Below are 17,647 nucleotides of genomic sequence, written 5' to 3' on the forward strand. Positions count from 1 at the left end.
TACAACTTTTATGAAAATTTTCACCACTATTTTTGCTTTTTTGTTCACAGTATCTTCACAAAGGCTGTTTACAATATAATTGCCGGAGGGTAAAAAATAAGAGAAAGGAGATGGTTTTTTGATTAAAAGAAGTTTTTGGACTAAGGTTTTAGGGGTATTTTTAATCGGCGGACTTCTTTTAGGAACGGGAAGTCTGGCTCTGGCGGCTGGAGGAAAAATGGGAATAGGTCAGGACCAGATGGTAAACCAGGGCATGGGACGAGGAATAGACCTGGAGGAAAAATGGGGGAGTATTTTAGAAAAGCTTGTTTCTCGTTCTTTAATCACCTCTGAACAGGCAGAAACCTTAAAAGATTTAGCGGCGGAAAAAATGAAGGAGAGACAGGAATTCAGAAAAAACATGAAAGCCATGATGCTGGAGGAAAGGCAGAAGGCCAGGAAAGAGAGGAGAGAAGAAAAGGATCCTCTGTTAAGTGATGCGGTGGAAAAAGGGATAATCACCTCTGAACAGGCAGAAAATATAATGCAGGCTATGCGTGAAGAAAGAGAAAAAGAGAGAAAACAGGAAATACAGGATAAACTTGCTGAGCTGGTAGCTAAAGGAACTATAACGCAGGAACAGGCAGATAAACTGCTGGCGAAAATAGAGGAAGAAATGGAAAAGAGACAGGCTGATATGGCGAAAAGAGCTACCATGACGGCTGAGGAATGGAGAGAATATATTAAAAACCGGGAGAAACCAAATGTTTTGCAAAATGTGCTCGATGCAGGTGTTATTACAATTGATCAGGCGAAAGAGGTGAGTAAGGCGATACGCTTGCCTGGGGGCAAAGGCATGATGAAAAGGGGAAACGGCAATAACTGTCCTTTTAACCAGAGATAGCAGTAAAGGTTTGAGTTTTAATAGTGATGCCGGGAATATCCCGGCTTTTTTCATGGTAACCAAAAGAAATATCCCTGTGGCACCTTATATTCAGAAATTTTATGGCAGGATTTTGGATAAAAAAGCAGAATAAGTTTTATTATGTTGTGCATAAAGGCACATAGGGAGAGGGAGAGAAAGTTTAAATAACAGGTAAAAGGAGGGGGAAGGGGAGAGTATAATCTATAAGAGTTTAGACTTATGCTGGTATAATATTAATATTTAAGGGGGTATAAACTTGGAAAATAAGGTAGGAAATCGCTGGCTGGTAGTAGTGGGAGCAGTTATGATTCAGCTCTGTTTGGGAGCTGTTTATATCTGGAGCCTTTTTAATCAGCCTTTAATTGACAAGTACGGCTGGGATCCGGCTGGGGTAGTTACGACTTTTTCGATTACCATTTTTGTTTTTGCTTTCTTTACCATCATTGCAGGTAGGATTCAGGATAAGATCGGTCCGCGCTGGGTAGCAACTGCAGGTGGTATCCTTCTATTTATAGGCATGTTTTTGGCCAGCAAGGCTACTACTTTAACCCAGCTCTACATCTACTATGGTTTAATAGGTGGTGCCGGTATAGGTACGGCTTATGTATGCCCGCTGGCCACCTGTGTAAAGTGGTTTCCGGACAAGAGAGGGCTTATAAGCGGTATTGCCGTAGCCGGATTTGGACTTGGTGGTATGCTCTTTAAACCGATAGCTACCCATTTTCTTACTATTTACGATGTAAGTCAAACTTTTATGTATCTGGGACTTATTTATCTGGTTTTTGTAGTTCTTGGTGCTCAGCTGCTTAAAAATCCTCCAGCTGGATACTGCCCGCCGGGTTGGACTCCACCCCAGGATGCCGGTAAAGGAGGAAGTGGAGTTGATTTTACTCCTGGACAGATGCTGGGTACATACCAGTTCTATCTCCTGTGGGTTATGTATCTTTTTGCATGTACAGCCGGACTTATGGTAATAGGGTTTGCTAAAGATATTGGTACTCAACTGGTAGGGCTTGATGCTCTTATAGCTGCCAATGCGGTAGTCATAATTGCTCTGTTTAATGCGGCGGGACGCATTGTATGGGGAACATTGTCAGATAAGATTGGACGCACTACGGCTTTGATGGCCATGTATATCTTATCTGCGCTGGCTATGTTCTATATGAGCAAGGTGCCTATGAATTATACTACTTTCCTTATAGCCTGTTCAGCTGTTGGATTCTGTTTTGGCGGATTTTTAGGCCTGTTCCCGTCCTTGGTGGCCGATTATTATGGAACGGCCAATATGGGAATGAACTACGGCATAGTATTTATGGCTTATGGAACAGCAGCTATAGTAGGACCTAGAATTGGTGCCTCTATGCCTTTTACCCAGGCTTTTATGGTGGCGGGAATTCTCTGTGTTATAGCTTTAGTATTAACCTTCCTGGTAAAAGCTCCCCAGCCTAAGAATGCTTAAAAAAAAGAATAATCTAAAAATAGAAGGAGAGGCTTAATTCCTCTCCTTAAAATTTTTATTTTTTATAGCCATGAGCCAGTTCCATGTTTACATGTACTACTTCTTGCATAAACTCTTTTTCGGCCTGGCCTACCTCTTTAAGCTTAACCAGGTGGTCTTCACTGGTTATTATTTCACCGGTAGGAACCAGTTTGCCAGATGGAATGTTTACTCCTTCGACAATAGCTCCGTGTTTGACCATACTGCCACTGCCTATTACTGTCTTGAAGACTACAGCCCTAAAGCCGATAAAGCATCCTGCTTCGATTTTACAGGGACCGTGTACGACACAGCCATGAGCCAGAGAGGTATTGGAGCCGACTTCTACGCTGGTGCCGGCTAAGGCATGGATTATTACCCCATCCTGCAAGTTGACATTATCCCCGATGATGACAGGTGCTACTTTTCCGGTTTTTTCATCTACTTCATCGGCTCTGATTACGGTATGGGGGCCTATATAACAGTTTTTGCCTATGGTTACAGGACCGATTATAACTGCAGTTGGATCTACATAGCTGGAAGGATCGATTACCGGCTTGTCTCCCTGCGGATTTAAACGCAGATTTTCGCTCACCTTCACTCCATCCTTTCTTGTAATTTGTTTGGAAAAGCATATTAATAAAATTCGCCTGAAGATATTTTTTTCCTTTTTTAAAAAGAAGCTATTTAAAGTAGTTAAAGAAAAGAACCGATGTTAAACTGATGATTACACAATAAAATAAATGGCATAGCTATTTTAGTATTTTTTAGTCTTTTTACAAAATGCCATGAAAGCATTTTCCTGCCTGTTTTTAGAAAATGTTGAAACCGATATTTGGGGGTGAATTGGGGCTGCCACCTTAAGTCAGGCTGTTTTTCTGGATACAGTAATCGACTATATCTTCTAAACCGATTATGCCTACAACTTTGTTTTCATCATCGATTACCGGGATGGCTGAGATATTGTTTTCCCTGAGCATCTTAGCAGCTTTAAGGATGTCGTCATCAGGTTTTACGGTGATGACTGATTTGGTCATGGCCAGTTCTACAGGGTAGTCTTCGTAGTGGCCGGGTTCGCGCAGAAAACGAAAGAGATCAGCTTTAACCACGATGCCAAGGAGGTAGTCATTTTCATCGACGACTACGGCTACGCTTTTTTTCCTGGTTTCCATCTCTTTAAGGGAAAACCCCACTGTTTTTTGCGGGGTGAGACGGATAAATCCTTTTTGAATGATTTCTTTTACCATTTTTACTTCCCCCTGCCTGCAGCTTTTACTATATTATAGGTTATTTTTTCTATTTTTGCCTAGCAGTTATAGATTTTTTGCTCGGCAACTGAACTTCACAGAAAAGACACAAAGAGAGGTTAAAATAATAGTAAAGGGAAGCAGGAGGCTTAAAGGTTATGAAAAAGGTATTGGTTGTTGATGATGAAGAGCGTATCCGCAAACTGGTAGGGGATTTTTTAAAAAAGGAAGGATTTAAGGTGATAGAGGCGGAAGATGGCAGAAAAGCTTTGGAGATTTTAGAAGAAGATAGGGAAATAAACCTGGTAATATTAGATGTAATGATGCCGGAATATGACGGCTGGGCTGTACTGCGGGAAATAAGGAAAAGATCCAGGTTGCCAGTAGTCATGCTTACCGCGCGGGATGGGGAAGAAGATGAAGTTTTTGGATTTGAACTGGGAGCCGATGAATATATAAGCAAGCCTTTCAGCCCCCAGATACTGACAGCCAGGATAAAAGCTATACTGCGCCGGATGGGAGAAGAAGATGGAGAAGTCAAGATTTATAAAGGACTTAAGATTGATGTTAAGGGGCGTCTGGTAGAGGTAGATGGGGAAAGGGTAGAGCTTACCCTCAAAGAATTTGAGCTATTGCATTTTCTGGTTAGGAATGAAGGTCGGGCTTTAAGCCGGGAGCAGATCTTAGATGCAGTCTGGGATATTAATTATTATGGCGATATGCGTACTGTAGATACCCATATCAAAAACTTGCGTTTAAAGCTTAAGGATAAAGGGGTCTATATTCAAACTGTACGGGGAATAGGTTATAGATTTGAGGGAGAAAGATGAAAAAGTCGATAAGTTTTAAGCTTTTTAGCGGTTTTGTGCTGGGTAGCTTAATTTTTCTGAGTTTTTTTATTTTTTTAAATACGCGGTATATGGGAGAGTTTTATCTTAAACAAAAACAAAGGCTGCTTAGAAATACGGCTGCTGATATTAATCGGGTTTATACTGGCGATATAGAAGAAATAGATATCAAATTGGAAAGCCTGGAACGCGATAAGGGGCTCAGTGTGATTATTTTAGATGCCGGGGGGAACATAAAGTATGTAACCCGGGGAAAGATGCGGGGTATGACAGGAAGGAGAGAAATTCCCTTTTGGTTTCGGTTTTATGAAATGGCACAGGCCAGAAGCGGTATGGAACTGGTGATTGATCCGGTTTTAAATACTAGGTTTCTTAATATGTTTTACTGGCTGGATAATGGAGATTTTTTGATTTTGAGCACTCCTCTGGCGGCGGTAGAAGAAAGTGTGGAAATAGCCAGAAGGTTTTTCCTCCTGGCGGCAGTTCCCAGCCTGCTTCTGGGAAGTCTGGTGGTATTTTTTTGGGCTTGGCGTTTTACCCATCCGATAAGGGAAATGAATAATATTGCCCAGAAGATGGCCCGGCTTGATTTTAGCCAGCGCTGTGAGATTAAGAGTGAAGATGAACTGGGAGAGCTTGCCGAAAGCCTTAATTCCTTATCTTATCAGCTGGATAGGGCGATAAGAGAACTCAAGGAGGCTAACCTCAAGCTGGAAGAAGATATAGAAAAAGAAAGAAAACTTGATCAGATGAGAAAAGAGTTTGTATATAATGTTTCCCATGAGCTTAAAACACCGCTGTCCTTGATCCGTGGATATGCCGAAGGATTAAAGCTTAATGTGGCGGAGAGCGAAGAAGATAAAAATTTTTACTGTGATGTGATAATAGATGAAGCCGAAAAGATGAATAAACTGGTGCGGGAGCTTCTGGATCTGGCCCAGATAGAATCCGGATATATGAAACTGGAGAAAGATTATTTTGATTTATCGTCTTTTATCAGCCAGGTGCTGCATAAATATGAACCGATTTTTGCTGATAAGGGGGTAAAGCTGGAGGTAGAAAAACCGGCTGAGGTTGTCGTTTATGCAGATAGCCTGCGGGTAGAAGAGGTTTTGACCAATTATATCAACAATGCCGTCAATTATGTGGATGGGGAAAGGAAAATAAGGATTAGAGTAGAAGAAGATGAAGAGCGCCATAAGGTAAGGGTTAGAGTTTATAATTCAGGTTCCCATATACCCGAAGAGGCCCTGGATAAGGTTTTTATAAGTTTTTATAAGGTGGATAAAGCCCGGACCAGAAGTTATGGAGGAACCGGTCTGGGTTTAGCTATTGTAAAGGCTATTCAGGAACTGGATAACAATGCCTATGGGGTGGCCAATGTAGAAGGGGGAGTAGAATTTTACTTTGAACTGGATAAGGGATAAAATAAGGCTCAAGGGCAGGAAAAATAAATATTTTTGCGAATAAAAAAAGAATAATGGGAGAAATTTTTATAGGTTGAAGAACAGGGGGTGAAAATAAGGGGGAAAAAGTGTAGTTTATCTTTAGAGTTAAATTGGGCAACAAGGAGAGGGTGTGTAAAATGAGCAAATATGAGTACAGGATTGAGGATAATATTATTATCTTTAATTTTTGCTATGGCCGGGTAAAAGCTATACACCAGGACACCCTTAAGGGACTGGAAGAAGCTATTGACCGGGTAAACCAGGAAGAAGAACTAAAAGGGATTATCATTACCGGACAGGATCGCTATTTTTCCGGTGGCTTTGATCTGGAAACCTTTACTACTTTTGAGAGTCCAGAAGCGATTGTTGACTGGTTTAAATATGAAGAAGAAGTTTTATACAAGCTTTTTACCTGTTCTAAGCCGGTAGTGGCGGCGATAAATGGACATGCAACCGCAGCGGGAATGATTGTAGCCATGGCCTGTGATTATAAAATTGCTAAAAACCATCCTAAGATCAAAATCGGCATGACAGAAATCAAGATTGGGCTTTCCCTGACCCCAGCTGAAGGGGAAATTATGCGCTTTGGTCTGGGAACCGAAAAGAATTTCCGGGACATAATCTTTAAGGGAGAGCTGGTAAGTCCAGCTTACTGCTTCGAAAGAGGTATTTTTGATGAACTGGTAGAAGATGACGAAACCCTTATAAAGAGAGCCAAGGAAGTTATTACCAGCTATATCGATACTCCTGGCCGGCCTTTTATTCTGCTTAAATATCTGGAGAGAAAACCGTATGCGGAATATATGAGGAAGTTTATAGACAGCTATGATTTTAATCTTCTGATTAAGGTATTTACAGATGAAAGTATAATCAATACCTTAAAGGCGGTAAAGGCGGCCATAAGCTGATGAAGAATAACAGAATAATGAGGGCTTCACCTGAGGTGAGGCTCTTTTTATTTTGGGCGCATTTAAAAGGGGTTTTAAGGAAAAGATAAGGATGATCTATAAAGTATTTAAAAATTAATAAAGAAAAGGGGTGGGAATTTGCCAAAGATTAGAGGGGTTTTTTTACTGATGGTTATTTTTTTAATTTTAGGCTGGGCAGCCGGATGCGGGAGTCAGGGTAAAAATGTGCCTAAAAAACCGGCAGGAGAAGAAAAACCTAAAGCCCCTCCAGCATTAAATAAAATTATTGATGATATTGATAAAATAAATGAGGAACTGGCCAATAAGATTAGCAAACAGCCTAAGAAAGCCGGAAATGAAAATGATGCTGCAAAAAATAATCAGGAGATGACTGATAACATTGGGGAAGGAGGCGGTAAAGGGGGTAAAGGAGATTCTTCCCTATCCTCAAAGGAGAGGGGAGATGAGGATTACAGCAAGGAGGAACAGCTGGTAAAGAAAATGTATAAGGAGTGGAATTTATTAGAGCCGGATCTGGTAAAAGCGGGAATCGGAAACAAAGAGAGGAATGATTTTCGGCAGGGATTAGATGATCTGGCTTTAGCGGTTCAGAAAAAGAAAAGAGAAGAAGCGCTTAGAGCAGCCATTGCTATGTATAAATATTATGCAGGGATAAATAAAGTTTTTAGTGGTGTTGTTCCGCCTAATTTTTATCTGGTTAAATATGAGGCTTTAAGTGGGGCTTTTTTCGCAGCCCAAGGAGATTTTAATCAGGCGGAAGAACATATGGAATCTTTGTTTGAATACTGGAATATGCTCAAGATGCAGAAAAAAGCAGATGATGCCAAATTGTTCAATCGTACAGAATTTTCTCTTTATGACTTGCAAAAAGCGGTAGAGAATAAAGAAGCTTTGCTGATACCTATGAAAATTGAAGTGGTGCAGAATAATCTAGAAGAGGTAGAAGATAGCCTGTCTAAAATGTAAGGAGAAACGGCCGGCTCTTTTGCCGACCGTTTATAAAGCTAACCTGGATATTAATTTACTTTACCAGCACTACATTTATGGCTTTAACTAAGGCGGTAACTTCATCGCCCTGGCTAAAGCCGCTTTCTTCTAAAGATTCTCGCGTCATCACGGACGTGATAGCAAGGTCGCCCATTCACATAGTAACCTTGGCCATAACCTCGTCTTTCTTGATTTCTCAAATTTTACCTTTGAGCCTATTGCGTACTCCTGCCTTCATTTTTTCACCTCCTTAAAATTTAGTTTTCTTTGTAAAGTTTGTTTTATACCGGTTTTACCATATATAACCGTAAGAAAGAGAAAACATAATTTAAAGTTATAAATATCCCCAGGCTTTTTTATTACCCTCGATTTTATTTATTTTTATTAGTAGAATTTATTATTAGGTTGGTTTTAGCTTTTTGAATTTGTATAATAAAATAGGGTTTTTAGTGGATATACTGAGAGGTAGCGAAATTTGGGATTTTTATTTATGATTGATAATTAGATAACTGATAAATGAGGAGGAAAAACTATATGGGATTTTCCTGGCAGGATGTAATATTTGCTTTTTTGGGCGGATTAGGGCTTTTGCTTTTTGGGCTTAAATTTATGTCTGATGGCCTGCAGTCGGTAGCAGGTAACCGTATGCGCGCTATTCTGGAAAGTGGTACTAAAAGTCCGATAAGGGGGGTTTTTACCGGGATATTAGTTACCGGCCTTATACAAAGCAGTAGTGCAACTACGGTTCTAACTGTAGGTCTGGTTAATGCTGAGCTTTTAACATTAAGACAGGCCATAGGCGTGATTATGGGAGCTAATATAGGAACTACCATTACCGCTTATCTTATCGGATTTAATCTGAAAGATTATGCTGAACTCATGATTGGAGTAGGAGTACTCCTTTATCTGCTGACGAAAAATAAAAAATTACAGCTGGTAGGACAGGCAGTATTTGGTTTTGGTCTTATATTTTCCGGTTTAACCATAATGGGACATGGTATGAAAGAGCTTAAGGATTTGCCTGTTTTTATAAATATGATGACGGGAATAGAAAATAATGTCTTGTTAGGAGTTCTTATCGGAACTGTTTTTACTGCCATAGTGCAGAGCAGCAGTGCTACCATCGGGGTTCTGCAGGAGCTTGCCTATCAGGGAGCTGTAACCTACAAGCAGGCAGTTCCTATTCTTTTGGGGGATAATATTGGAACCACGATTACTGCTATTTTGGCGGCGATCGGGGCCGGAGTAGCAGCTAGGCGGGCAGCTCTCACCCATTTTATTTTTAATGTGATGGGGACAATTATTTTCCTTCCTCTGTTTATGCTGGGTATTTTTGAAAAGATAGTAATATGGGTTACTAACTCTTTTTTCACCCTAATTCCGGGTTTTGCTGGCACCTGGGATACTCTAGGGATAAAACTGCAGATAGCTCAGACCCATGCGGTTTTTAATATAAGCAATACGCTGATTCATCTACCTCTGGTGGGATTTCTGGCCTGGCTGGTAACCAGGCTGGTACCAGAAGAAAAAGAAGCAGGGGAAGTTATTGAATTTAAGCCTAAATATATTGATAAGAGATTCCTCAATAATCCGGCGGTAGCTTTAGCCCAGGCCAATCGGGAGACCTTGCGCATGGGAAGCCTGGCGGTAGAGGCTTTTGACAATGCCATGGATTATTTTAATAGCCGCGACCCCAAGCTTTACCAGAAAGGTATGAGCCTGGAAGAAGTTATCGACAATCTGGAACGCGAAATAACTGACTATGTAGTTTTAGCCTCGGAAAAGAAACTTTCTACCGAAGATTCTAACCGGGCTTATATAATCCTGCAGTCTTTAAATGATATAGAAAGAATTGCTGATCACAGTGAAAACATAATAAAACAGGCTGATTATGCTACCAAATACAATGTTAATTTTTCCGGTGAGGCCCAAAAAGAATTGGCTAATATCGTGGCCATGACTAAAGAGACTTTGCGTTTGGCTTTTAGGGCTCTGGAAAAAGAAGATAAAGATCTGGCCCGTAAGGTTATGCAGAATGAACGTATGGTAGATAAACTACAGGCCGAATACCGTAGAAATCATATAAGGAGACTAAATGAGAGGATATGTAATGGCAATAACGGAGCGGTATTTCTTGACCTTTTAGCTAACATAAAGAGGATTAACGAACACTGCCGCAATATAGCAGGGTATGTATTAGATGGTGTTCATTAATAAGTAAAATGGTACAGCACATGAGGGAAGAGTGTGCTGTATTTTTTTGCTTATTTATATTTATTTGCCTGGAACAACCATCTTTTATCTGGCGGAGAAAAGTGCTATTTTTATAGAAAAAAGGGGAAGTGAGGGCGTTTTTTATGCAAGAGGAAATATATAGGAAGCTATGCGGAAGAAAGGCTGAAATATTAGGACATGAGGAAATGTTTAAATCGGCAGTTTTGCTGCCACTTTTATATAATGAAGGGGAATTGAGTATCTTGTTTGAAAAAAGGGCTTCAGCTCTTACTCATCAACCGGGGGAAATCTCTTTTCCGGGAGGAAGGATCGAAGAGAGTGATGGAAGTCCCCAGACAGCGGCGGTAAGGGAAACTTGCGAGGAATTAGGCCTGGCAGAGAATGATATAAAGGTTATAGGGCCTTTAGATATAATGGTTAGCCCTTTTAATGTGATAGTTTATCCTTACTGTGCTTTTATTGTAAAAGATTATAATATAAAACCTAATCCTGATGAGGTAGAGGAGATTTTTACCGTCCCGCTGGAATACCTTTTACATTACCAGCCTTTGCGGAGTCGTATAGAGCTTAATCCTTATCTGCCTGATGATTATCCCGTAGAGCTTATCCCTAATGGGAAAAAATATGCGTTTAAAAAGGGGAGTCTGCCCCAGCTTTTTTATATCTGGAAGGATTATGTGATATGGGGCATGACAGCCCGCATTCTGCATAACTTTTTAACTTTAATCAGAAAATAGTATGTAATTTAAAAGCAAGGAGGAAAAGGTATTCATGGATAGAGAAATTATAACCGCACTCAGCCGAAAGGCTTTAGAAGAGCTTTTAGATGAAGCCCGTTTAAAGCCGGGACATATTCTGGTAGTAGGCTGCAGCAGCAGTGAGATAAAAGGAGAAAGGATAGGGAAAGCTTCCAGCCTGGAGCTGGCCGAAGCAGTTTTTAAAGGTATTTATCCGGTTTTGCAGGAAAAAGGGATTTATCTGGCTGCCCAGTGCTGTGAACATTTAAACCGGGCTTTGGTAGTAGAGGAAGAGTGTGCGGAAAAATATGGTCTGGAAGTTGTAACGGTAGTTCCCCACCCGGAGGCAGGGGGTAGTTTTGCTTCCGTGGCCTACAGGAGGCTTAGAAATCCCGTAGTGGTAGAAACGATTAAAGCTCATGCGGGGATGGATATAGGAGATACTTTTATCGGTATGCATTTAAAAAGGGTGGCTGTTCCGGTAAGAGGCAGCATAAAAGAAATAGGCAGGGCTCATCTTACTATGGCTCGTACCCGGCCGCCGCTGATAGGGGGAGAAAGGGCCAGATACTGTTTATAGCCTTGTATGCATGTATACTTTATGAAAAATATACGAAAAATGATATTTTGTAATATAATAAAAAGATATATAATACTCTAGCGAGGGGAGAAAGCAAGGTATGTCTTATGAAATTCGCGTGGAAAAAACTAATATGCCCAAACCCAAACCAGATATGACCAAGCTGGGGTTTGGCAATTATTTTACTGATCATATGTTTATAATGGATTATACGGAAGGCAGGGGCTGGCATGATCCTCGGATAGTCCCTTATCAAAATCTGTGTCTGGATCCAGCTACCATGGTATTTCACTATGGACAGGCTATTTTCGAAGGATTGAAAGCGTATAAGGCAGTGGATGGAAGGATTCTGCTTTTCCGGCCCGAGCAGAATATGAGAAGAATCAATATCTCCAATGAAAGAATGTGTATTCCGCCCATAGACGAAGAGTTTGCGGTAAAGGCGGTCAAGGAACTGGTCATGGTTGATAAGGATTGGATACCGGAGGAGGAGGGAACTTCCCTTTACATAAGGCCTTTTATCATTGCTACTGACCCCTATTTGGGAGTAAGGCCTTCTCATACCTATAAGTTTATTATAATTTTATCACCGGTAGGAGCTTATTATCCGGAAGGGATAAATCCAGTAAAGATCTATGTGGAAAGCAACTATGTGCGGGCAGTAAGAGGGGGGACTGGGTATGCCAAAACCCCCGGCAATTATGCGGCCAGCCTGAAGGCTCAGGTGGAAGCTCATGAAAAAGGATATACCCAGGTATTATGGCTGGATGGTATTGAAAGGAAATATATAGAAGAAGTTGGTACCATGAACGTTTTCTTCAAAATAGGAGGCAGAGTGATTACTCCTGCTCTGCAGGGTAGCATTTTACCTGGTATAACCAGAGATTCTACCATTCAGCTTTTAAGGAGCTGGGGTATAGAAGTAGAGGAAAGAAGCATAAGCATTGAGGAAGTTTATGAAGCTCATCAAAAGGGAACTTTAGAAGAGGCATTTGGCACCGGAACAGCAGCTGTAATATCACCGGTAGGGGAACTTAACTGGAATGGAAATATAATAACCATAAATGAAGGGAAAACCGGGCCTTTATCCGCCAGGATATATGAAACTATAACTGGCATCCAGTATGGCAAGATTGAAGATAAATTTGGTTGGATTCAGGAAGTGAAATAAAAAAACTCAGGTCTTGGACCTGGGTTTTTGCTTGCCAGGAAGATAGCTGGGGGCTGCCTTGACAAATTATGATTTTATCCTACAAAATATAAAAAGATACAAGTGGATATCAAGAATAGAGGTGCGGCATTTAAGAGTATTTAAGCAGAGGCAAGCACGATGAAGCTTAAAGAAAGGAAATGTCGCCGAAGTCTAAAGCTGATGCTTTAAGGCTTTAGGCTGGGGCTGCATAGAATATGTGCAGCACTGTCACAAATAGTATTATTTGTGGAGGGCTATTCTTAAGTGATAAGAGTGAAAATGCTTTTATACCTTGAGAAAAATCCTCAAGGTTTTTTTTATGTCTTACTCTATTTTTGATATTTGCTTATACCAAAATATAAAGGAGAGGATACAATTGATACCTGAAAATGCAAGGCCTTTAATCTGGCTCCTTTTCATGTTAGTTTTGGCTTTTACTTTGGGAACTACACCGGCAGCTATGGCCTCGGGATTAGAGATTGCTCCGGAAGTAGCTGCTATGGTGGAAAAGTATGGAGTGTTTACTCTGGTGCCACCCTTTTTGGCTATAATTCTGGCTTTTATAACTAAAAACGTAATATTCTCACTATTTTTAGGGGTTTTATCCGGGACTTTTATGCTTGAGCTCAACGGGGCAGATGTTTTATCCGCTTTGGGAAAAGGGTTTTTACTCTTAATTGGGAAAGCTCTGGAGTCCCTGGCTGACCCCTGGAATGCAGGGATTATTCTGCAGGTTTTAGCTATTGGAGGAGTAATTGCCCTTATAACCCGTATGGGAGGAGCAAGAGCCATAGCCGAAGCTTTGGCTAAAAGAGCTAAAGGCCCGAGAAGTTCACAGATTGTAACCTGGCTTATGGGGTTAATCATATTTTTTGATGACTATGCTAATTCACTGATAGTAGGTCCTATTATGCGGCCGGTTAATGATGCTTTAAGAATATCCCGCGAAAAACTGGCTTTTATTATAGATGCTACTGCAGCTCCCATAGCCGGGATTGCCCTCATATCTACCTGGGTAGGTTATGAGATTGGAGTTATAAAAGATGCTTTTGATTCTATAGGTATGAATGTAAATGCTTATGCGGTATTTGTTCAGACTATTCCTTACAGGTTTTACAATATTCTGCTTTTAGCTTTTGTTGTTTTTAGTGCTTTAATGCTTAGAGATTTTGGTCCTATGCTAAAGGCAGAGAGAAGAGCACGGGAAACCGGAAAGGTTATGGAAGATGGGGCCAAGCCTATGATTTCGGCAGAAACAACCGCACTAGAGCCTGCTCCGGGAGCCAAACTCAGCATCTGGAATGCGCTGATTCCGCTTTTCGTACTTATCTTAGGAGCAGTTGGCGGTTTTTACTATAATGGATATACAGCTATTATGGGCGGAGAAGATAAAGCATTGATAAATCTGCTTAATAACGCCCCGCTTTCTTTTAAAGCGCTTCAGGAAACTTTCGGCAGTGCTGATGCTAGTGTAGTTCTTTTTCAGGCGGCTATTCTGGCAGGAATTGTAGCCATAATTATGGGTATGTGGCAGAAGATATTCTCTTTAGGTGAAGCTATTGATACCTGGGTACAGGGAATTAAGTCTATGGTCATAACCGGAGTAATTCTCCTTTTGGCCTGGTCGATAAGCAGTATAATAAAAGATTTGGGAACCGCATACTGGCTAACCAATGCGCTTAAAGGTTCTATTCCGGCTTTTATGCTGCCAACTATAATCTTTGCTTTAGGTGCAATCATATCATTTGCTACAGGTACTTCTTACGGTACCATGGGAATATTGATGCCTCTGGCGGTACCGCTGGCTTTTGCCATTATGCCTGATATGGGGTATATGCTGGTATGTACTTCCGCTGTCTTAACTGGAGCTATATTTGGCGATCACTGCTCACCGATATCAGATACTACTATTCTTTCCTCGATGGGGGCAGCCTGTGATCATATTGACCATGTTAAGACCCAGTTGTGGTATGCAATAACAGTTGCTCTGGTGACGGTATTCTGCGGATATCTGCCGATAGGATTAGGGTTATCTATTTGGATAGTTTTACCTCTATCTATCGCTGTTATAGCTCTGGTAATAAGGTTTATAGGCCAGCCGGTAGAAGAGGCCAAATAAGAAGGAATATAAAAAAGCCTGTCTGGTGTATTTCAACCGGACAGGCTTTTGGCTTTAAGAGGATATAACAGGAATAGTAATTTTTTCTTCGGCTAAGGCAGGTTCGGCCAGAACTCTTATATATTCGACATTAGGATCAGATGTTCCCTGCAGTTCGCATTTTTCACTTTTCAGAACTTTTATATATTCTACTATATCGCTGGTTATACGTTCGCCCATGCACACAACCGGGATACCAGGCGGATAAGCCATGATGTTTTCACCGGCAATTTCTCCTGCTGCATCTTCCAGCCTTATAACCTTTTTGGGGCTGTAGAAAGCTTCTCTGGGTGTTACCACCATTTCCGGATGATAAGGAATACGTGTAGAATTTATAAGCCCTTTGCGGTTGCTTTTATGAGCGATTTCGGTAAGGGCTTTTACCAGAGCTTTAAGATTTTCTCTACGGTCAGCAATGCTCATTATGGCCAGTATATTATAAAGATCAGCCAGTTCAATCTGGATATTATATTCCCGGCGCAGTTTGGCTTCCATCTGATAGCCGGTATATCCTAACCCGGCAATGTTTATGCCCAGTTTAGTTTCGTCAAAATCAAAGCAGCCTGGAGTTCCTTTAAGCTCTTTACCAAAAGCATATATTTCGTCAATGCGGTTAAGCTGGTACCTGGTTTCTCTGGCCAAATCCAGAGTACGACTCAAGAGCTCTCTCCCCCGGGTTGCCATCTGTTTGCGGGCAACATCGAGTGAACACAGCAAAAGGTAAGAGCCGCTTGAGGTATAGGTAAGGTTTAGTACTTGCCTTACCGTTGACGGCATAATAGTTTTACTGTTAAGCAAAAGGACTGAGCTTTGCGTCATGGAACCGGCAGTCTTATGCATGGAGGCAGCGCTCATATCGGCCCCTGCTTCCATGGCCGTAAGAGGAAAATCATCGTGAAAATACATGTGGGCTCCATGAGCTTCATCTACCAGTACAGCCATTCCGTAAGCGTGAGCAATATTTACAATGCTTTTTAAATCAGATACTACACCATAATAAGTAGGGTTGATGACAAAAACTGCCTTGGCATCGGGATGCTCCCTGATGGCAGCTTTAACTTTCTCCACGCTTACCCCCATGGCTATTCCCAGTTCGGTGTTTATTTCGGGCTGTACATATACCGGTACGGCACCGCTTAAGATTATACCACCAATTACCGATTTATGAGCATTACGGGGAATTATTATTTTATCCCCGGGAGAACATGCGCTCATAATCATAGCCTGTACGCCGGAGGTAGTGCCATTGACCAGAAAATAAGCATGTTCGGCTCCAAAGGCTTCGGCACAGAGTTCTTCGGCTTCGGCAATGACCCCAGTAGGATTATTGATGTAATCCAGGTCTTCCATGCCGTTGGCATCCATTTCTAAAGCCCGGTAACCTATATATTCAGCCAGCTCAGGCAGCCCCTTTCCCTGTTTATGGCCGGGGACATGGAACTGGATGACTTTATCTTCCACATATTTTTTTACAGCGTCAAAAAGCGGTGTCTTATTTTGATCTAATCTGAACATGGCACCTTGCTCCTTTCTTCAGTTACCGAAAAAATATTATAACAGAAAATGATTATTTTCTGTAGATAATTTATGAAAAAAAATAAAATTTTTCGCTATTAACCTCCTGTGCCTATTTATAAAGCCTCAAAAGGGAATAATGCGGGTTAGTTGAGGCAGACTATAGAAAGAAGTCTATTTTATTGAGGTGGTAAAGATTAAATTTGTTTATTTTGATTATGGGGGAAGCCATTCTTCCGTCATCGCCGCCCATATTCATGCCGGCAATCTAAAAGGGAGCAGGATGCCTTCTTCTAGTGAGCTTATGGAACTTCCCTTTTTTGATAAAACTACACCGGATAATTTGGGAAGGCTTTATCTAGTTGGCAGAGATGAGAAAGGAAATGAAATCTACATATTAGGAAGCCAGAATTCTAATTTTGAACCGGTTTTAAGGAGCCTGGCTGCTCTTTTAGAACTAGATAAAGATTTTGTCTTTGTATGTACCATGCCTTATGTAAATCCCCTGCTTCGTCTGGGGGGATTTTTATCCCGCCGCTTATCTCTGCCGCTTGTAGGGCGGCCTTTGGTAATTCTGGGAGCAAAATGGGCTTTCCCCCATCTTAGGCATTTGGTAGAGAAGGTTAAAATACAAACTTTATGAGGAGGAAGAGGTTTGATTTATCTTTTTGCAGGTAAAAGTAGTGTCCTGTCACCATTGTTAGCAGCATATGTTTATCTGGAAAAGGACGTTAAAGAAGATGATCCGCTATTGGCAAATGCTGAATATGATAGAGAAGGAATCCCTGTTTTTGTTGACTTTGATAAGAAAGGAAACCGTGTATATACCATAGGGGCCCAAAATTATAAGCTCTTACCTATTATATGTGCTGAATTGGAAAAAAGCTCTTCGAGAAACCAAACCGTAATGAAAGTTATTCCGGTTGCCATTAGAGGAGAAGGGTTAATCAGGTTTTTATGCTGGCTAGGGTGGAAAATAGGAATACCCCGTTTTTGCTATGCTGTGGCGCGAAGATGGCTTATGGGAAAAAGAGAATTTATAAAAACAAAAATTGACGGGATTACGGGATAGAGGCATAGTGTAAAATTGTTGTAGGAAAAAATACAAACAAAAAAACACAAGAGACCACTCTTTTTGGTAAGATAAAAGTTAACCAAAAACAAAAACCACCAAAAAGGAGGGTCTCTTGTGAGTATAATTTTACAACAAAAATGCCAGGAATTCATCAATCAAGTTTTAGAATTTCTTTCAGAAGATGAAACTCGAGTCATGGAGGAAATAGAAACAGATCTAAAGGAGATAACCGATAAATTTATTCTTGATATGGTAAGAACCTATTTTGAATTGATTGATAGAAGCATTGTTGAAGATAAAGTTGGGCGCAAGCAA

The 17,647-nt window shown here is 40.9% G+C and carries 17 protein-coding genes and 1 riboswitch; of the genes, 14 read left to right on the top strand and 3 right to left on the bottom strand.

The annotated features are described in order from the left end of the window. Positions 1 to 118: 118 nt before the first annotated feature. Both BUB92_RS07600 and BUB92_RS07605 read left to right on the top strand, forming a co-directional pair. Positions 119 to 883: a hypothetical protein gene (locus BUB92_RS07600; RefSeq protein ID WP_073092374.1), complete on the top strand. Its 765-nt coding sequence runs from the start codon at positions 119 to 121 to the stop codon at positions 881 to 883. Positions 884 to 1,160: 277 nt separating this feature from the next. Then, positions 1,161 to 2,363: an L-lactate MFS transporter gene (locus tag BUB92_RS07605; RefSeq protein WP_073092378.1), complete on the top strand. Its 1,203-nt coding sequence runs from the start codon at positions 1,161 to 1,163 to the stop codon at positions 2,361 to 2,363. Between the two features lie 55 nt (positions 2,364 to 2,418). Here the strand turns inward: BUB92_RS07605 and BUB92_RS07610 are convergent, their stop codons facing one another. After that, entirely contained in the window at positions 2,419 to 2,976 is a 558-nt protein-coding gene (locus tag BUB92_RS07610; protein ID WP_200774229.1) for a DapH/DapD/GlmU-related protein, read from the bottom strand. A gap of 265 nt (positions 2,977 to 3,241) precedes the next feature. Further along, complete coding sequence (locus BUB92_RS07615) at positions 3,242 to 3,628, bottom strand: CBS domain-containing protein (RefSeq protein WP_073092381.1); 387 nt, start codon at positions 3,626 to 3,628, stop codon at positions 3,242 to 3,244. A 158-nt stretch (positions 3,629 to 3,786) separates the two neighbouring features. Between BUB92_RS07615 and BUB92_RS07620 the strand changes: the two genes are divergently transcribed. From BUB92_RS07620 to BUB92_RS07665, 9 genes are all read left to right on the top strand, one after another. Then, positions 3,787 to 4,458 (top strand): response regulator transcription factor, encoded by a 672-nt coding sequence (locus BUB92_RS07620; protein ID WP_073092384.1) that lies wholly within the window; start codon positions 3,787 to 3,789, stop codon positions 4,456 to 4,458. Beyond that, a complete protein-coding gene (locus tag BUB92_RS07625; protein ID WP_073092386.1) occupies positions 4,455 to 5,903 on the top strand; it encodes a sensor histidine kinase in 1,449 nt (482 codons plus the stop codon). Before BUB92_RS07620 ends, BUB92_RS07625 begins: the two co-directional genes overlap by 4 nt. Before the next feature lie 158 nt (positions 5,904 to 6,061). After that, positions 6,062 to 6,832: an enoyl-CoA hydratase/isomerase family protein gene (locus BUB92_RS07630; protein ID WP_073092389.1), complete on the top strand. Its 771-nt coding sequence runs from the start codon at positions 6,062 to 6,064 to the stop codon at positions 6,830 to 6,832. 168 nt (positions 6,833 to 7,000) lie between these two features. Beyond that, a complete protein-coding gene (locus BUB92_RS07635; protein ID WP_143156897.1) occupies positions 7,001 to 7,819 on the top strand; it encodes a hypothetical protein in 819 nt (272 codons plus the stop codon). Positions 7,820 to 8,374: 555 nt separating this feature from the next. Beyond that, positions 8,375 to 10,054 (top strand): Na/Pi cotransporter family protein, encoded by a 1,680-nt coding sequence (locus BUB92_RS07645; protein WP_073092393.1) that lies wholly within the window; start codon positions 8,375 to 8,377, stop codon positions 10,052 to 10,054. A 143-nt stretch (positions 10,055 to 10,197) separates the two neighbouring features. Next, positions 10,198 to 10,812, top strand: a complete 615-nt coding sequence (locus BUB92_RS07650) for an NUDIX hydrolase (RefSeq protein ID WP_073092396.1) — start codon at positions 10,198 to 10,200, stop codon at positions 10,810 to 10,812. 34 nt (positions 10,813 to 10,846) lie between these two features. Continuing rightward, positions 10,847 to 11,392: a TIGR01440 family protein gene (locus BUB92_RS07655; RefSeq protein ID WP_073092399.1), complete on the top strand. Its 546-nt coding sequence runs from the start codon at positions 10,847 to 10,849 to the stop codon at positions 11,390 to 11,392. 100 nt (positions 11,393 to 11,492) lie between these two features. After that, positions 11,493 to 12,563, top strand: a complete 1,071-nt coding sequence (locus BUB92_RS07660; protein ID WP_073092401.1) for a branched-chain amino acid aminotransferase — start codon at positions 11,493 to 11,495, stop codon at positions 12,561 to 12,563. A gap of 108 nt (positions 12,564 to 12,671) precedes the next feature. Next, a riboswitch (Lysine riboswitch) is annotated at positions 12,672 to 12,849 on the top strand. A 234-nt stretch (positions 12,850 to 13,083) separates the two neighbouring features. After that, positions 13,084 to 14,703 (top strand): Na+/H+ antiporter NhaC family protein, encoded by a 1,620-nt coding sequence (locus tag BUB92_RS07665; protein ID WP_423230204.1) that lies wholly within the window; start codon positions 13,084 to 13,086, stop codon positions 14,701 to 14,703. 54 nt (positions 14,704 to 14,757) lie between these two features. Here BUB92_RS07665 and BUB92_RS07670 read toward each other — a convergent pair whose 3' ends face one another. After that, positions 14,758 to 16,257, bottom strand: a complete 1,500-nt coding sequence (locus tag BUB92_RS07670) for an aminotransferase class I/II-fold pyridoxal phosphate-dependent enzyme (RefSeq protein ID WP_073092403.1) — start codon at positions 16,255 to 16,257, stop codon at positions 14,758 to 14,760. Positions 16,258 to 16,444: 187 nt separating this feature from the next. Between BUB92_RS07670 and BUB92_RS07675 the strand changes: the two genes are divergently transcribed. The 3 genes from BUB92_RS07675 to BUB92_RS07685 form a co-directional block, all read left to right on the top strand. Beyond that, on the top strand, positions 16,445 to 16,900 hold the full coding sequence (locus tag BUB92_RS07675; protein WP_159432318.1) for a DUF3189 family protein: 456 nt from the start codon (positions 16,445 to 16,447) through the stop codon (positions 16,898 to 16,900). Between the two features lie 12 nt (positions 16,901 to 16,912). Continuing rightward, complete coding sequence (locus BUB92_RS07680; protein WP_073092406.1) at positions 16,913 to 17,329, top strand: hypothetical protein; 417 nt, start codon at positions 16,913 to 16,915, stop codon at positions 17,327 to 17,329. Positions 17,330 to 17,446: 117 nt separating this feature from the next. Beyond that, on the top strand, positions 17,447 to 17,647 hold a 201-nt coding region (locus BUB92_RS07685), incomplete at its 3' end, for a hypothetical protein (RefSeq protein WP_143156898.1).

This window comes from Thermosyntropha lipolytica DSM 11003, from assembly GCF_900129805.1.
GTDB lineage: Bacteria > Bacillota > Syntrophomonadia > Syntrophomonadales > Syntrophomonadaceae > Thermosyntropha > Thermosyntropha lipolytica.